This window comes from Cronobacter condimenti 1330, from assembly GCF_001277255.1.
In the GTDB taxonomy this organism is placed as follows: domain Bacteria; phylum Pseudomonadota; class Gammaproteobacteria; order Enterobacterales; family Enterobacteriaceae; genus Cronobacter; species Cronobacter condimenti.
Genome location: NZ_CP012264.1, coordinates 3,791,252 through 3,807,059, shown reverse-complemented (window position 1 = coordinate 3,807,059; position 15,808 = coordinate 3,791,252). Strand labels below are relative to the sequence as shown.

The 15,808-nt window shown below is 56.7% G+C and carries 14 protein-coding genes; 13 read left to right on the top strand and 1 reads right to left on the bottom strand.

All coding sequences use genetic code 11. The features are described 5' to 3' along the window. Positions 1-46 precede the first annotated feature (46 nt). The 13 genes from hfq to AFK62_RS17395 all read left to right on the top strand — a co-directional run bounded on the left by hfq (position 47) and on the right by AFK62_RS17395 (position 13,861). Positions 47-355, top strand: a complete 309-nt coding sequence (gene hfq / locus AFK62_RS17455; protein ID WP_007678846.1) for an RNA chaperone Hfq — start codon at positions 47-49, stop codon at positions 353-355. Positions 356-428: 73 nt separating this feature from the next. Continuing rightward, the gene (hflX, locus tag AFK62_RS17450; protein ID WP_007678845.1) at positions 429-1,709 is read left to right on the top strand and encodes a ribosome rescue GTPase HflX; all 1,281 of its coding nucleotides are present in this window, start codon (positions 429-431) and stop codon (positions 1,707-1,709) included. 170 nt (positions 1,710-1,879) lie between these two features. Beyond that, on the top strand, positions 1,880-3,124 hold the full coding sequence (gene hflK / locus AFK62_RS17445; RefSeq protein ID WP_007678840.1) for an FtsH protease activity modulator HflK: 1,245 nt from the start codon (positions 1,880-1,882) through the stop codon (positions 3,122-3,124). Between the two features lie 2 nt (positions 3,125-3,126). Further along, positions 3,127-4,131 carry a protease modulator HflC gene (hflC, locus tag AFK62_RS17440; RefSeq protein ID WP_007678838.1) on the top strand — a complete coding sequence of 335 codons (1,005 nt, stop codon included), beginning with the start codon at positions 3,127-3,129 and terminating at the stop codon, positions 4,129-4,131. A 61-nt stretch (positions 4,132-4,192) separates the two neighbouring features. After that, entirely contained in the window at positions 4,193-4,390 is a 198-nt protein-coding gene (locus AFK62_RS17435) for a DUF2065 domain-containing protein (protein WP_007678835.1), read from the top strand. Between the two features lie 102 nt (positions 4,391-4,492). Next, on the top strand, positions 4,493-5,791 hold the full coding sequence (locus AFK62_RS17430) for an adenylosuccinate synthase (RefSeq protein ID WP_007678833.1): 1,299 nt from the start codon (positions 4,493-4,495) through the stop codon (positions 5,789-5,791). A 155-nt stretch (positions 5,792-5,946) separates the two neighbouring features. Next, on the top strand, positions 5,947-6,372 hold the full coding sequence (nsrR, locus tag AFK62_RS17425; RefSeq protein WP_032984791.1) for a nitric oxide-sensing transcriptional repressor NsrR: 426 nt from the start codon (positions 5,947-5,949) through the stop codon (positions 6,370-6,372). A 36-nt stretch (positions 6,373-6,408) separates the two neighbouring features. Beyond that, a complete protein-coding gene (gene rnr, locus AFK62_RS17420; RefSeq protein WP_007678830.1) occupies positions 6,409-8,877 on the top strand; it encodes a ribonuclease R in 2,469 nt (822 codons plus the stop codon). Positions 8,878-8,958: 81 nt separating this feature from the next. Further along, positions 8,959-9,690 carry a 23S rRNA (guanosine(2251)-2'-O)-methyltransferase RlmB gene (gene rlmB, locus AFK62_RS17415; RefSeq protein WP_007678827.1) on the top strand — a complete coding sequence of 244 codons (732 nt, stop codon included), beginning with the start codon at positions 8,959-8,961 and terminating at the stop codon, positions 9,688-9,690. 188 nt (positions 9,691-9,878) lie between these two features. Next, entirely contained in the window at positions 9,879-10,277 is a 399-nt protein-coding gene (locus AFK62_RS17410; RefSeq protein ID WP_007678824.1) for a DUF350 domain-containing protein, read from the top strand. Positions 10,278-10,298: 21 nt separating this feature from the next. Then, positions 10,299-10,949 carry a DUF1190 domain-containing protein gene (locus AFK62_RS17405; RefSeq protein ID WP_007678822.1) on the top strand — a complete coding sequence of 217 codons (651 nt, stop codon included), beginning with the start codon at positions 10,299-10,301 and terminating at the stop codon, positions 10,947-10,949. Then, entirely contained in the window at positions 10,950-12,137 is a 1,188-nt protein-coding gene (locus AFK62_RS17400; RefSeq protein ID WP_007678819.1) for a glutathionylspermidine synthase family protein, read from the top strand. 89 nt (positions 12,138-12,226) lie between these two features. Next, entirely contained in the window at positions 12,227-13,861 is a 1,635-nt protein-coding gene (locus AFK62_RS17395; protein WP_007678816.1) for an isovaleryl-CoA dehydrogenase, read from the top strand. Here the strand turns inward: AFK62_RS17395 and AFK62_RS17390 are convergent, their stop codons facing one another. Further along, positions 13,862-15,793, bottom strand: a complete 1,932-nt coding sequence (locus tag AFK62_RS17390; RefSeq protein ID WP_007678813.1) for a methyl-accepting chemotaxis protein — start codon at positions 15,791-15,793, stop codon at positions 13,862-13,864. Positions 15,794-15,808 lie beyond the last annotated feature (15 nt).

Sequence of the window (15,808 nt, the reverse complement as noted above, 5' to 3'; positions counted from 1 at the left end):
CAAGGGTTCAAGAGTATAAACAACAAGCATATAAGGAAAAGATAGAATGGCTAAGGGGCAATCTTTGCAAGATCCGTTCCTCAACGCTTTGCGTCGGGAACGTGTTCCAGTTTCTATTTATTTGGTGAATGGTATTAAGCTGCAAGGTCAGATTGAGTCTTTCGATCAGTTCGTGATCCTGTTGAAAAACACGGTCAGCCAGATGGTGTACAAGCACGCGATCTCGACCGTGGTGCCGTCTCGTCCGGTTTCTCACCATAGCAACAATGCGGGTGGCGGCTCTAATAACTACCATCACAGCAACAATGCACAGTCCTCCTCCGCTACCTCTCAGGATAGCGAAGACGCCGAATAAGGCCGGGCTGTTGCTCCACGTCGGGGGACCAGTTCGTCTGTGTTCCCCGCTGGTATTTTAAGAGGGTTTACGCTTGTTTGACCGTTATGATGCCGGTGAGCAGGCGGTGCTGGTACACATCTATTTTACGCAAGACAAAGATATGGAAGACCTCCAGGAATTTGAATCCCTGGTCTCTTCCGCCGGTGTCGAAGCATTACAGGTGATTACCGGTAGCCGTAAAGCGCCGCACCCAAAGTATTTTGTTGGTGAAGGTAAAGCCGTTGAGATTGCTGATGCAGTCAAAACCACTGGGGCATCTGTTGTCCTTTTTGATCATGCGTTGACCCCGGCTCAGGAACGTAACCTTGAGCGCCTGTGCGAGTGTCGTGTTATCGACCGCACCGGGTTAATTCTGGATATTTTCGCCCAACGTGCACGCACCCATGAAGGGAAGCTGCAGGTTGAGCTGGCGCAGTTGCGCCATTTAGCTACGCGACTGGTGCGCGGCTGGACTCACCTTGAACGCCAAAAAGGCGGTATCGGCCTGCGCGGTCCGGGTGAAACTCAGCTTGAAACCGACCGTCGATTACTGCGTAACCGTATTACTCAGATCCTCTCGCGGCTGGAGCGCGTCGAGAAGCAACGAGAGCAGGGACGTCGGTCGCGCACCAAAGCCGATATTCCTACCGTCTCTCTGGTGGGCTACACCAACGCCGGCAAATCCACCCTGTTTAACCAAATCACTACGGCTGAGGTGTATGCAGCGGATCAGCTCTTCGCCACGCTCGACCCGACTCTGCGTCGTATTGACGTGCAGGATGTTGGCGAAACGGTGCTGGCGGATACCGTTGGGTTTATCCGTCACCTGCCGCATGACCTGGTAGCGGCGTTTAAAGCCACCCTGCAGGAAACGCGTCAGGCGGCGCTGCTGCTTCATGTGATTGATGCGGCGGATGTGCGAATGGCGGAGAACATCGAGGCGGTGAATACCGTGCTCGAAGAAATAGACGCTCACGAGATCTCGACGCTGCTGGTGATGAACAAAGTCGACATGCTGGAAGATTTCGAACCGCGTATCGACAGAAACGATGAGAATTTGCCCATCCGCGTGTGGCTTTCCGCGCAAACGGGGGCGGGCGTACCACTGCTTTTCCAGGCCCTGACAGAACGCCTTTCCGGTGAAATAGTCCAGCGCGCGCTGCGGCTTCCGCCAGAAGCGGGGCGTCTGCGGAGCCGGTTTTACCAGCTTCAGGCAATCGAAAAAGAGTGGATGGAGGAGGACGGTTGCGTCGGGCTGCAAGTTCGTATGCCGATTGTCGACTGGCGTCGCCTCTGTAAACAGGAACCGGCATTGGTTGACTATGTGGTCTAACCGGCTGGCCGAAGCCTGAAAATATTCCCCTTTGGGGGGTACCCGGATGGACTCAGGCGGCGTTATGTCGTCGTGCTTTTTTCACTTAACCATAGAGGAAAAAGCGCCCGGCATAACGCTGCCTGAAGAACGAAAGGTATATCACCGCATAACAAATATGGAGCATAAACATGGCGTGGAATCAGCCCGGTAATAACGGACAGGACCGCGACCCGTGGGGAAGCAGCAAGCCTGGCGGCAACTCTGGGGGAAATAAAGGCGGTCGCGAGCAGGGGCCTCCTGATCTGGATGATATCTTCCGTAAGCTCAGCAAAAAACTGGGCGGAATTGGCGGTGGTAAAGGCGGCGGTTCTTCGCAGGAGCCTCGCGGTCATATCGGTGGTCGCGTCGTGGGCATCGTCGCGGCGGCTGCAGTCATTTTATGGGCTGTCACAGGCTTCTATACCATCAAAGAGGCTGAGCGCGGCGTTGTGACGCGCTTTGGCAAATTTAGCCATCTGGTTGAGCCAGGCCTGAACTGGAAACCGACGTTTATTGATGAAGTGGTGCCGGTCAACGTGGAAGCCGTGCGTGAACTGGCAGCCTCTGGCATCATGCTGACGTCTGACGAAAACGTCGTACGCGTAGAAATGAACGTGCAGTATCGCGTAACCGATCCACGTCGCTATCTCTTTAGCGTCGCTAACGCGGACGACAGTCTGCGTCAGGCCACCGACAGCGCCCTGCGCGGTGTTATCGGCAAATACACCATGGATCGCATTCTGACCGAAGGCCGTACTGTTATCCGTAGCGATACCCAACGAGAACTCGAAGAAACCATTCGTCCGTACAATATGGGCATTACGCTGCTGGATGTGAACTTCCAGGCGGCGCGTCCGCCGGAAGAGGTGAAAGCGGCGTTTGACGACGCGATTGCCGCCCGTGAAAACGAGCAGCAATACATCCGTGAAGCGGAAGCGTACACCAACGAAGTCCAGCCGCGTGCGAATGGCCAGGCACAGCGTATCCTCGAAGAAGCCCGTGCTTACAAAACCCAGACCGTTCTGGAAGCGCAGGGTGAAGTGGCGCGCTTTGCGAAGATCCTGCCGGAATATAAAGCCGCGCCGGAAATCACCCGCGAGCGTCTCTATATCGAAACGATGGAAAAAGTCCTGAGCCACACCCGTAAAGTGCTGGTCAACGATAAAGGCGGCAACCTAATGGTTCTGCCACTCGATCAAATGCTGAAAGGCGGCTCTGCACCTGCCTCGAGCGGTGACAACAATAGCGGCAACCCGCTGCTGCGCCTGCCGCCAGCTTCCGGCAGCGGCAATAGCGGCGCGAGCAACGGCGGGTCCTCTGGCCGTAGCGATATTATGGATCAGCGCCGTGCCAACGCGCAGCGTAACGATTACCAGCGCGAAGGGAGTGAATAACGATGCGTAAGTCAGTCATTGCGGTAATCATCATCGTGCTGGTGGTGCTTTACACCTCGATTTTTGTGGTGAGAGAGGGTGAGCGCGGCATCATCCTGCAATTCAGCAAAGTCGTTCGCGACAACGATAACAAGCCGAAAGTGTATGAGCCTGGCCTGCACTTTAAAATGCCGTTTATCGAGTCAGTGAAGACGCTGGACGCGCGTATCCAGACCATGGATAACCAGGCGGACCGTTTCGTCACTAAAGAGAAGAAAGACCTGATTGTCGATTCTTACATTAAATGGCGCATTAGCGATTTCAGCCGTTACTACCTGGCGACAGGCGGTGGCGATGTCTCTCAGGCTGAAGTGCTGCTTAAACGTAAGTTCTCTGACCGTCTGCGTTCTGAAATCGGCCGTCTCGACGTAAAAGATATCGTTACCGACTCCCGTGGTCGTCTGACGTCTGAAGTGCGCGAGGCGCTGAACTCCGGTTCTGCGGGCACGGAAGATGAAGTCGAAACGCCGGCGGCGGATGACGCTATCGCCTCTGCGGCTAAACGTGTGACGGAAGAGACCAACGGCAAAGTGCCGGTGATCAACCCGAACAGTATGGCGGCGCTCGGAATTGAAGTGGTTGACGTACGAATCAAGCAGATCAACCTGCCGGCGGAAGTGTCTGAGGCTATCTTCAACCGTATGCGCGCTGAGCGTGAAGCGGTTGCCCGTCGTCACCGTTCACAGGGTCAGGAAGAGGCTGAAAAACTGCGCGCGGCAGCGGATTACGAAGTAACCCGCACGCTTGCAGAAGCGGAGCGTCAGGCGCGTATTCTGCGCGGTGAAGGCGATGCCGAAGCGGCGAAACTGTTCGCTGACGCGTTCAACCAGGATCCGGACTTCTACGCTTTCATTCGTAGCCTGCGCGCGTACGAAAGCAGCTTCCAGAGCAATCAGGATGTGATGGTGTTGAGCCCGGACAGCGATTTCTTCCGGTATATGAAATCGCCAGCCAATAGCGCACGCTAACCCATAACCTTTATCAAGAGCCGGTCATTACCGGCTCTTTTTTTATCCAGGTTTACGCACGATGAATACAACGGTTTTGCTGGCGCTTGCGCTGGTGCTAGTGGTTGAAGGGCTTGGCCCACTGCTTTTTCCACGTCTGTGGCGGCGTATGATCGTCTCGATCGCGCAAATGCCAGATAACTTATTACGCCGTTTCGGTGGTGGTCTTGTGGTTGCCGGGTTAGTTGTCTACTACATGTTGAGGAAAACGATTAACTGAATAAAATTCGGGCAAAATCGACGAAATTTGTATACAAAAAGTGCTGAACATCACGAAAGCTGGTGTTAGAATCCTTTTTTAAGCAAACGGTGATTTTGAAAAATGGGTAACAACGTCGTCGTACTGGGCACCCAATGGGGTGACGAAGGTAAAGGGAAGATTGTCGATCTTCTGACTGAACGGGCTAAATATGTTGTGCGCTACCAGGGTGGTCACAACGCCGGCCATACTCTCGTAATCAACGGTGAAAAAACCGTCCTCCATCTTATCCCCTCAGGTATTCTTCGCGATAACGTCACCAGCATCATCGGTAACGGCGTTGTGCTGTCGCCTGCGGCGCTGATGAAAGAGATGAAGGAACTGGAAGACCGCGGTATCCCGGTTCGCGAACGTCTGCTGTTATCCGAAGCCTGCCCGCTTATCCTCGATTATCACGTCGCGCTCGACGTGGCGCGTGAGAAAGCGCGCGGTGCCAAAGCCATCGGCACCACCGGTCGCGGCATCGGGCCGGCCTATGAAGATAAAGTTGCCCGCCGCGGTCTGCGCGTTGGCGATCTCTTCGATAAAACCACTTTTGCTGACAAGCTGAAAGAAGTCATGGAATACCATAACTTCCAGCTGGTGAACTTCTACAAAGTGGAAGCGGTTGACTACCAGAAAGTGCTGGATGACGTAATGGCGATTGCCGACGTGCTGACCAGCATGGTGGTGGACGTTTCCGATCTGCTTGATCAGGCGCGTAAACGCGGCGACTTCATTATGTTTGAAGGCGCACAGGGTACCCTGCTGGATATCGACCACGGTACCTATCCGTATGTGACCTCCTCCAACACCACCGCAGGCGGCGTAGCGACCGGTTCCGGCATTGGCCCGCGTTATGTGGACTACGTGCTCGGCATCATCAAAGCATACTCTACCCGCGTTGGCGCAGGCCCGTTCCCGACCGAACTGTTTGACGACATCGGCGAGTTCCTGTGCAAGAAAGGCAACGAGTTTGGCGCGACCACGGGCCGTCGCCGTCGTACCGGTTGGCTGGACGCGGTTGCGGTGCGCCGTGCCGTGCAGATCAACTCCCTTTCTGGCTTCTGTCTGACCAAGCTTGATGTGCTGGACGGTCTGGAAGAGGTGAAAATCTGCGTCGCTTACCGTATGCCGGATGGCCGTGAAGTCACCACCACCCCGATGGCGGCAGACGACTGGGAAGGTATTGAGCCGATTTATGAAAGCATGCCGGGCTGGAGTGAATCCACATTCGGCGTGAAAGAACGCAGCGGCCTGCCGCAGGCGGCGCTGAACTACATCAAACGTATTGAAGAAGTCACCGGCGTGCCGATCGACATCATCTCTACCGGTCCGGATCGTACCGAAACCATGATCCTGCGCGATCCGTTCGACGCATAAAATGACCACGGGCGCGGCGATCGCGCCCTTTGTTTTCCCGGTTTTTACCCGCCTTTTTCAAATAAATTAGCCGCCTGACATCTGGCTGGTTTATCATCAACACATCGCCCTGTGGGCGAACCGCGTTTTTCCCCCTCCCATATTCTGAGGTTGATGTGCAGTTAACGAGTTTTACCGATTTCGGGCTACGGGCTTTGATCTATATGGCGTCCTTGCCGGAAGGCCGCATGACCAGCATTTCTGAAGTAACTCAGGTATATGGCGTTTCGCGCAATCATATGGTCAAAATTATCAACCAACTGAGTCGTGCGGGCTACGTTACCGCAGTGCGGGGTAAAAACGGCGGGATCCGCCTTGGCAAACCAGCAGCGACCATCCGTATCGGTGATGTCGTGCGCGAGCTGGAGCCCCTGTCTATAGTGAACTGTAGTAGCGCGTTCTGTCACATTACTCCCGCATGTCGCCTGAAACAGGTGCTTGGGGATGCGGTAGGACGCTTTCTTCAGGAACTGGATAACTACACGCTGGCCGATTTAGTGCAGGAAAACCAGCCGCTCTACAAATTATTGCTGGTGGAATGACGCATTCGCGCCACAGATGACAACGGAGGAACCGCCATGTCACATGATCCTTTTCAGGAACGAGAAGCTGAGAAGTACGCCAACCCTATCCCGAGCCGGGAATTTATCCTCGAGCATTTAACAAAACGTGAAAAACCGGCTAACCGTGATGAACTGGCGTCTGAACTCGGTATTGAAGGCGAGGAGCAGCTGGAAGCGCTGCGTCGCCGCCTGCGCGCGATGGAGCGCGACGGTCAGTTAGTCTTTACCCGCCGCCAGTGTTACGCGCTGCCGGAACGCCTTGATCTGCAAAAAGGCACCGTGATCGGCCACCGCGACGGTTACGGCTTCTTACGCGTCGAAGGACGCAAAGACGATCTCTATCTCTCATCCGAACAGATGAAAACCTGCATTCACGGCGATATTGTGCTGGCGCAGCCGCTGGGCTCCGACCGTAAAGGCCGCCGTGAAGCGCGCATTGTTCGCGTACTGGTACCAAAGCAAAGCAACATTGTTGGACGTTATTTCACGGATGCCGGTGTCGGGTTTGTCGTGCCGGACGACAGTCGTCTGAGCTTTGATATTCTCATCCCACCGGAAGAGATTATGGGCGCGCGCATGGGCTATGTGGTCGTGGTCGAACTGACCCAGCGCCCAACCCGCCGCACGAAAGCCATCGGTAAAATTGTTGAAGTGCTGGGCGACAACATGGGGACGGGCATGGCCGTCGATATGGCGCTGCGCACTCATGAAATCCCTTACGTCTGGCCGAAAGCCGTCGAAGAACAGATCGCGCATCTGAAAGAAGAAGTGCCGGAAGAGGCGAAAGTTGGCCGCGTCGATTTGCGCGACCTGCCGCTCGTCACCATTGACGGCGAAGATGCCCGCGACTTTGATGACGCCGTTTTCTGTGAGAAAAAACGCGGCGGCGGCTGGCGCCTGTGGGTCGCGATTGCTGATGTCAGCTACTACGTGCGTCCGCCAACGCCGCTGGATGACGAAGCGCATAAACGCGGCACGTCGGTCTACTTCCCGTCGCAGGTCGTCCCGATGCTGCCGGAAGTGCTTTCCAACGGCCTGTGTTCGCTCAACCCGCAGGTTGACCGTCTTTGTATGGTCTGCGAAATGACCATTTCCTCCAAAGGCCGTCTGACCGGTTATAAATTCTATGAAGCGGTCATGAGCTCGCACGCCCGTCTCACCTACACCAAGGTCTGGCATATTCTGCAGGGCGATGAAGATTTACGGAGCCAGTACCAACCGCTGGTAAAACATCTCGAAGAGTTGCACCTGCTTTATAAAGCGCTGGAAGAAGCACGTACCGAGCGTGGCGGGATCTCGTTTGAGAGCGAAGAGGCGAAGTTTATTTTCAACGCCGAACGCCGTATCGATCGCATCGAACAGACCCAGCGTAACGACGCGCACAAGCTCATCGAAGAATGCATGATCCTTGCGAATATCTCGGCGGCGCGCTTTGTGGAGAAAAACAAAGAGCCTGCGCTGTTCCGTATTCACGATCGCCCTACCAATGAGGCGATCACCTCGTTCCGCTCCGTGCTGGCGGAGCTGGGCCTGGAGCTGCCGGGCGGCAGCAAGCCGGAGCCGCGTGATTACGCTGAATTGCTCAATTCCATTGCCGATCGTCCCGATCACGAAATGCTGCAAACGATGCTGCTGCGCTCGATGAAACAGGCTATCTATGATCCGGAAAACCGCGGACACTTTGGCCTGGCGCTGCAATCCTATGCGCACTTTACCTCGCCTATCCGTCGTTACCCGGATCTCCTGTTGCACCGCGCCATCAAATATTTGCTGGCGAAGCAGGAAGGCCACGAAGGCAACAGCACAGAGAGCGGCGGCTGGCACTACACCATGGAAGAGATGCTGCAACTGGGCCAGCACTGCTCCATGACTGAACGCCGTGCCGATGAAGCTACCCGTGAGGTAGCGGACTGGCTGAAATGCGATTTCATGCAGGATCAGGTCGGACAGACTTTCTCCGGCGTGATTTCCAGCGTGACCGGCTTTGGCTTCTTTGTCCGTCTGACCGATCTCTTTATTGATGGCCTGGTGCATGTGTCATCGCTTGATAACGACTACTACCGTTTCGATCAGGTCGGCCAGCGGCTTATCGGCGAATCCGGCGGGCAGACCTATCGCCTGGGCGATCGCGTTGAAGTGAAAGTCGAAGCGGTGAACATGGACGAGCGCAAAATCGACTTCTCGCTGATCTCCAGCGAGCGCGGGCCGCGCAACGTGGGCAAAACCGCGCGCGAGCGTGAGAAAAGAGGCGGTGGCGGCGGCAAAAACCGCAGCCGTCGTCAGGTCGGCAAGCGCCAGAATTTCGAGCCCAACGACGCCTTCCGTAACGAGAAAGGTCGTGGAAAGGTGAAGAAAGAAAGCGCTGCACGCGCTGAGAAGACCGACAAACCGGCGAAAAGCAGTAAAAAACCGTCGGAGAAAACCCTTAAAATCGCCGCCGCCACCAAAGCGAAGCGTGCAGCGAAGAAAAAGCGCGAAGACTAATCACGGGGCCTGCGCGGCAGGCCTCTCGTTAATACTATTGCTTAACACCGGGCGGGTCGCCGCCCATAACGAGTACCATTCATGAGTGAAATGATTTACGGCATCCACGCGGTGCAGGCCCTGCTGGAGCGCGCGCCTGAGCGCTTTCAGGAAGTGTTTATTCTGAAAGGACGTGAAGACAAACGTCTGCTGCCGCTTATCCATGCTATCGAAGCGCAGGGTGTGCCAGTGCAGGTAGCAAACCGCCAGTGGCTGGATGAAAAAGCCGATGGCGCGGTGCATCAGGGCATTGTGGCGCGTGTGAAGCCGGGGCGTCAGTACGGCGAAAACGATCTGCCGGATCTGCTGGCGGCGCACGATCAGCCGTTTTTACTGATCCTCGACGGCGTGACCGATCCGCATAACCTCGGCGCCTGCCTGCGCAGCGCTGACGCAGCGGGCGTTCACGCGGTGATTGTGCCGAAAGACCGCTCTGCGCAGCTCAACGCGACTGCGAAAAAGGTTGCCTGCGGCGCGGCGGAAAGCGTACCGCTTATCCGCGTGACGAACCTGGCGCGCACCATGCGTCAGCTTCAGGAAGAGAATGTCTGGATCGTCGGCACGGCAGGCGAGGCAGATCACACGCTGTATCAGAGCAAAATGACCGGCCCGCTGGCGCTGGTGATGGGCGCTGAAGGCGAAGGCATGCGCCGTCTGACGCGCGAGCATTGCGATGAACTCATCAGCATTCCAATGGCAGGCAGCGTCTCTTCGCTGAACGTGTCGGTGGCAACCGGCATCTGTCTTTTCGAAGCTGTGCGCCAGCGCAGCTAATCTAAAAACCCTCCCGGTGCGGAGGGTTTTTTATTCGCGCTGCGTTTTCTGGCGCGCCTGCCGATAACCTCATGGCCTGTGTAAAGTTTTATTAAAGCGCCGATAAGGGTACACTCCGCTGCTACTATAAGCGCCACAGGTATTCACCTGTTAAATAATACCTCTAACTGGATTCAGGAGATGAAATCGTGCAGACATTCCACGGACTGATGGCGTTTTGCGCTTACTTCTTTATTGGGTTGGCGATGATCAATTGCTTTATGTTCATCTACACCCGTATTACCTCGCATGATGAGTGGGCGCTTATCAAAGAGAATAACCACGCGGCGGCGATTACGTTCGGCGGCGCGATTCTGGGCTATGTTGTGCCGCTCGCCAGCGCGGCGATCAACTCCGTCAGCATTACGGACTATCTGATTTGGGGGGCGATCGCACTCGTCGTCCAGCTTATAATCTACGGCGGCGTGCGTTTATACATGCCGAAACTGAGCGAAAAAATTATTAACCGCAACGTCGCGGCCGGTATTTTCATGGGCGTGGCGTCGCTGGCGGGCGGTATTCTGAACGCAGCCTGCATGACCTGGTAAAAAGGAACCACAAGGAAGGATATGGCGGCAGTCAGGAAAAAACGCGGAAAGAAAAAACCGCCTCACCCGGTAGCGAACACCTCCGATCTGAAATTCTTTCCGCGCCCGGAGCCGGAAAGAAAAGGGCCGAAAATATTAACCCTCGCCATTATGGGCGGGGCGGCGTTTTTCGGCCTGCGTGCCTGTCAGGATCCGGGTGATAACGATAATGACGGCGACGGCGTTTATTATGCGACGCCCGAAGAGTGCAGCGCTGACGGTAATCCGGTCGATACCTGCAATCACGCCTGGAATACCGCCAAAGAAGAATTTGCAAAAGACATTCCGCCGAAGCTGACCTGGGACGCCTGCAGCACCGCCTATGGCAATAACTGCTATTACGACGGCGTGGCGAAAACCTGGGTGCCGATGATGGCTGGCTTTTTGTTGGCCAGTAACGCGAATAAAAAGCGCGAGCTGGATGACTCCTCTTCGACGTATTACACCTCAAGTACGGGTTATCACTACTATTACACGCGCCCCGTCTGGCAAAACGGTTCCGGCGACTATGTCTGGCGCGGCAGTAAAAGCACGAGCGCGTCCAGCCATAGTCTTGTGACGCGCAGCGCGTCGACGATTTCCCGCGGTGGATTTGGTCACTCCTCCAGTTCGCGCAGTAGCTGGGGAGGATAAATGCTGCGTCACGCTACCCCGGTGCGCCCGGATCTCGCGCGTATCGCCCACGATCATGGCTTTCATTTTCATATTATCGATGACGAAATTTACTGGGATGAGAGCCGTGCCTACCGCTTTACGTTGCGCCAGATTGAAGCGCAGATAGAATCGCCCACCGCCGAGTTGCATGAGATGTGTCTGGACATCGTTGACCGCGCTGTGCGCGATGAATCGATACTGATGCGACTCGCTATCCCTGAACTTTACTGGGATGCTATTGCGCAAAGCTGGCAGGCGCAGGATCCGTCGCTATATGGGCGCATGGATTTTGTCTGGACCGGGCAGGGGCCGGTGAAGTTACTGGAATACAACGCCGATACGCCCACCTCGCTCTATGAATCGGCATACTTCCAGTGGCAGTGGCTGGAGGATGCGCGCCAGCGCGGCGTTATCCCGCGTGATGCCGATCAGTTCAACAGCCTGCAGGAAAAGCTCATCGCCCGCCTCGCGGCTATTGCCACCCCTGATCCGCTCTATTTCAGCTGCTGCCAGGAATCTGAAGAGGATCGTGGCACGGTGCTTTATCTGGAGGATTGCGCGCGGCAGGCCGGGCTCGATACGCGTTTTATCTATATCGAAGATATCGGACTGGGGCTTGGCGGCGTGCTGACGGATCTGGACGATACCGTTATCCGGCAGGCGTTTAAGCTCTATCCGCTGGAATGGATGATGCGCGACGAAAACGGCCCGTTACTCTGTAAACGCGCCGAGCGCTGGTATGAACCGCTCTGGAAAAGCATTCTCAGTAATAAAGGGCTATTGCCGCTACTGTGGGCGCAATTCCCTGACCATCCGAATCTTCTGCCTGCCTGGTTTGGCGAGGATTTTTCACGCGAGCGGCACGACGTGGCGCAGGCGCTTTCTGACTACGCCGGCTATGTGCGCAAACCGCTGTTTTCACGTGAAGGCGGCAACGTCACGCTGTTTGATAACGAGGCGCGCGTACTGGCTCACGAAGAGGGCGACTACGGTCAGGAGCCGGTCATCTGGCAGGCCTTTCAGGCGCTGCCGCGCTTTGGCGACAGTTACACGCTACTCGGCAGCTGGATTGTCGGCGACGAGCCGGCAGGCATTGGCATCCGCGAGGATAACTCGCTTATCACGAAAGACACGTCACGCTTTATCCCGCACTACATTTCAGGCTGATCGTTTTCCGCTTTTGTGAAGCGGACGGGCAGTTTCTTTTCCCTCTCCCTCCATACTTACTGGCGTTGCTACAGGTAAGGAGAGGGAATATGCACTGGCAAACCCACACGGTATTCAATCAGCCCGTTGCGCTTAATAACAGCAATCTTTTTCTTTCCGATACAGCACTGCGCGAGGCGGTGCTGCGCGAAGGCGCGGGCTGGGACGCGGAGTTGCTCGCCAGCATCGGTCAGCAGCTTGGCACGGCGGAGTCACTGGAATTGGGGCGGCTGGCGAACGCCAACCCGCCGGAGCTTCTGCGCTACGACGCGCGTGGCGAACGCCTCGACGATGTGCGCTTTCACCCGGCCTGGCACCTGCTGATGCAAGGGTTGTGCGCCAACCGCGTCCATAATCTACCCTGGCATGAGACAGCGCGCGACGGCGCGCTGGTGGCCCGCACCGCGCGTTTTGTGCTGCACGCGCAGGTGGAGGCGGGCACGCTTTGCCCCATCACCATGACCTTTGCCGCCACGCCGCTGTTGCAGGCGCAGTTGCCAACGCTGTTTGCCGAGTGGCGCGCGCCGCTGATGAGTGACCGCTACGATGCGCATCTGCTGCCCGGCGCCCAGAAGCGCGGGCTGCTTATCGGCATGGGCATGACGGAAAAACAGGGCGGTTCGGATGTGCTCAGCAACACCACGCGCGCGGAGCCGGTGGCGCGCCGCGGTGGCGGAGAAGCTTACCGGCTGGTAGGACACAAATGGTTTTTCTCGGTGCCGCAGAGCGACGCTCATCTGGTGCTGGCGCAGGCGAAAGGCGGGCTTTCCTGCTTTTTCGTGCCGCGCTTTTTGCCGGATGGCCAGCGTAATGCGGTGCGGCTTGAACGTCTGAAAGAGAAACTTGGCAACCGTTCAAACGCCAGCAGCGAGGTGGAGTTTCTCGACGCGCTTGGCTGGTTACTGGGCGAGGAGGGCGAAGGCGTGCGTCAGATCCTGCGCATGGGCGGTATGACGCGCTTTGACTGTGCGCTCGGTAGCCACGGGCTGATGCGCCGGGCGCTGGCGATCGCGCTCTATCACACGCATCAGCGTCAGGCCTTCGGCAAAAACCTCATTGAGCAACCGCTCATGCGCCAGGTGTTAGGGCGTATGGCGCTGCAACTGGAAGCGCAAACCGCGCTGCTGTTTCGCCTGGCCCGTGCCTGGGAGCGGCGGGAATCGCCACATGAGGTGGCTTTCGCTCGCCTGTTTACGCCCGCAGTGAAATATAGCGTGTGCAAACGCGGCATACCGTTTGTGGCGGAGGCGATGGAGGCGCTCGGTGGCATGGGTTATTGCGAAGAGAGCGAGCTGCCGCGCCTCTACAGGGAAATGCCGGTGAACAGCATCTGGGAAGGCTCCGGGAATATTATGTGTCTTGACGTATTGCGCGTGCTGACGCGTCAGCTGGGTGTGATGGAGATGCTTTGCGATGAGTTTGATAGCGTAAGGGGCCAGGACCGACACTTTGATCGCGCCTGGCGACAGCTGGCCGGACAGTTGCGTCGGCCAGATGAAGCCGCCGCACGCGCACTGACCGGACAGCTGTTTTTACTGGCGGCCGGTGCGCAGGCGCTGCGTTCACTGACGCCGCCGCTGGCACAGGCCTGGTGTCGGATGATGCTGGATACCCGTGGCGACAGCCCGTTACCGGAGCCAGTGCTGGCGCAGGTGCTGCTGCGCGCCACGGGTGGGGCGGGCTGATCAGGCCTTCAGGCGGAAAAGGCTAACCAGCTCGTTCAGGTGGTTGCCTTTTTCACGCAGCACCTGTGCTGTCTGCTCGCTGCGCGTGACGCGCTCGGCATTGATATGGGTAGCTTCGCCAATCTGATGCATGGCGATATTGACCTGACCAATCCCGGCGGACTGCTCGTGCGAGGCATGGTTAATCTCTGTCACCAGCTGATTAATCTGCCCGATGCGCGTGATGATGGATTCCATCGCATGGCGCGTCTGTTCAGAGAGCGCATGCCCTTCGCTCACTTTCGCGAGCGTGTCGCTGATGAGCTGTTCAATCTCTTTCACCGCATTGGCGCTGCGCGCCGCCAGCGCACGGACTTCCTGCGCAACGACGGCAAAGCCCTTGCCGTGCTCACCAGCGCGCGCGGCTTCCACCGCGGCGTTCAGCGCCAGGATGTTAGTCTGGAAGGCGATAGACTCAATCACATGAGTGATATCCGCGATGCGCTGAGAGGCGCTGCGGATGTCGTTCATGGTGGTAACCGCGTTGCTGACGGTCGTACCGCCCTGCTGCACAGCGTCAGAGGCTTCTTTCACGAGGCCCTGCGTCTGTTCCATGTTAGCGGCGTTTTGCTGTACGGTGGCGGCCAGTTGTTCCATGCTCGCAGAGGTTTCTTCCACGCTGCTCGCCTGTTTGTTGATCTGCTCGCTGATTTCACCGCTGTCAGAGGCCAGCTCACGGGTACCGTGGCTGATGTCACCTGCGGCGTCACGTACCTGCGTTACGATCTGCTGCAGCCCGTTGCCAATGCCGTTGATGGCCTCAATAAGCTGTCCGACTTCATCCTGACGACGGGTATCGATAGTTTCACGCAGATCGCCTGCGGCATACTGACGCGCAAGGGTAATAACGTTACGCAGCGGTGCGGTAAGCCAGCGGCGAACCGTCCAGACAAATACAGCGGCAAACAACAGGGACACAATCACGCCCGCAACGAGGAACTGGTTACGCATGCTGGTGACGCCGCTGAGCAGTGTCGCTTTATCGACTTCGCCGACGATGGCCCAGTTCCAGCCAGGCAGCTGGGTAAAGCTCAGGTAAGCGGTACGACCGTCGTCTTTTTGCATCTCCAGCGTGCCCTGCGCCTCGGTAAGGACAGGCTTCAGGATGTCTTCCGGCCACGCCGGGCGTTTGCCTTCATCGCTCGGGTGGAAAAGGAACTGGCCGTAGGTTTTGCCAGGCGCGCGGTTAATTACGTAGAAGTGGCCGCTTTCACCCAGGCGACGGCTCAGGATCTTATTGCGCATGACCTGCCAAGAGTTGGTGATATCTACGCCGACAAAAAGGATCGCGATGACCTGGCCGTTAGCGTCTTTTACCGGTTCGTACTGGGTGATGTAGCGTTTGCCGAACAGCAGCGCCAGGCCGCGGTAGGTTTCGCCTTTCATGACCGGCGCGAACGCCGGGCTTGCGGTATCAAGCTGGGTGCCGATAGCGCGGCTGCCGTCTTCTTTACGAAGCGAAGTAGCCACGCGCACAAAGTTATCGCCGCTGCGCACAAACAGCGTTGCGATGGCACCGGTGCGGGTCAGGAAGTCATCAGGCAGTGCATTATTTTCATGCAAAGAGGTTTCACCGCCCTTAAGCATTGGCACACTGATGCCGTTAATGCTCTGCATCTGCGTTTCATCGCGGCTGACAGGCTGCGGAATAAAACTATTAAAAAGTTTGGTAAAGCTCGCTACCTCTTCATTGAGGCTGCTGTCGAACATTTGTGCCATGTCGACCACGCTGGTGGTCTGATTATGCAGATCTTCAAGCGCCAGCGCTTCCAGTTGCTGGCTGGCTTTGTGGCTTAATGCAAATGTGAAAAGTAAAAAGAGCGCCGCAACCGCGACGCCTGTGAGAAATGAGAGCTTAGCGCCCAGTCCCCAGCGTTGAAATGAAAGTGTCATAAGTAAGCCTATATT

What these genes read in the sequence shown, in the direction of transcription:
- rlmB (WP_007678827.1), top strand. Translation starts at nt 8,959, where the DNA reads ATGAGTGAAATGATTTACGGCATCCACGCGGTGCAGGCCCTGCTGGAG.
- AFK62_RS17435 (WP_007678835.1), top strand. Translation starts at nt 4,193, where the DNA reads ATGAATACAACGGTTTTGCTGGCGCTTGCGCTGGTGCTAGTGGTTGAA.
- AFK62_RS17400 (WP_007678819.1), top strand. Translation starts at nt 10,950, where the DNA reads ATGCTGCGTCACGCTACCCCGGTGCGCCCGGATCTCGCGCGTATCGCC.
- AFK62_RS17430 (WP_007678833.1), top strand. Translation starts at nt 4,493, where the DNA reads ATGGGTAACAACGTCGTCGTACTGGGCACCCAATGGGGTGACGAAGGT.
- hflK (WP_007678840.1), top strand. Translation starts at nt 1,880, where the DNA reads ATGGCGTGGAATCAGCCCGGTAATAACGGACAGGACCGCGACCCGTGG.
- hflC (WP_007678838.1), top strand. Translation starts at nt 3,127, where the DNA reads ATGCGTAAGTCAGTCATTGCGGTAATCATCATCGTGCTGGTGGTGCTT.
- AFK62_RS17395 (WP_007678816.1), top strand. Translation starts at nt 12,227, where the DNA reads ATGCACTGGCAAACCCACACGGTATTCAATCAGCCCGTTGCGCTTAAT.
- AFK62_RS17405 (WP_007678822.1), top strand. Translation starts at nt 10,299, where the DNA reads ATGGCGGCAGTCAGGAAAAAACGCGGAAAGAAAAAACCGCCTCACCCG.
- hfq (WP_007678846.1), top strand. Translation starts at nt 47, where the DNA reads ATGGCTAAGGGGCAATCTTTGCAAGATCCGTTCCTCAACGCTTTGCGT.
- AFK62_RS17390 (WP_007678813.1), bottom strand. Translation starts at nt 15,793, where the DNA reads ATGACACTTTCATTTCAACGCTGGGGACTGGGCGCTAAGCTCTCATTT.
- rnr (WP_007678830.1), top strand. Translation starts at nt 6,409, where the DNA reads ATGTCACATGATCCTTTTCAGGAACGAGAAGCTGAGAAGTACGCCAAC.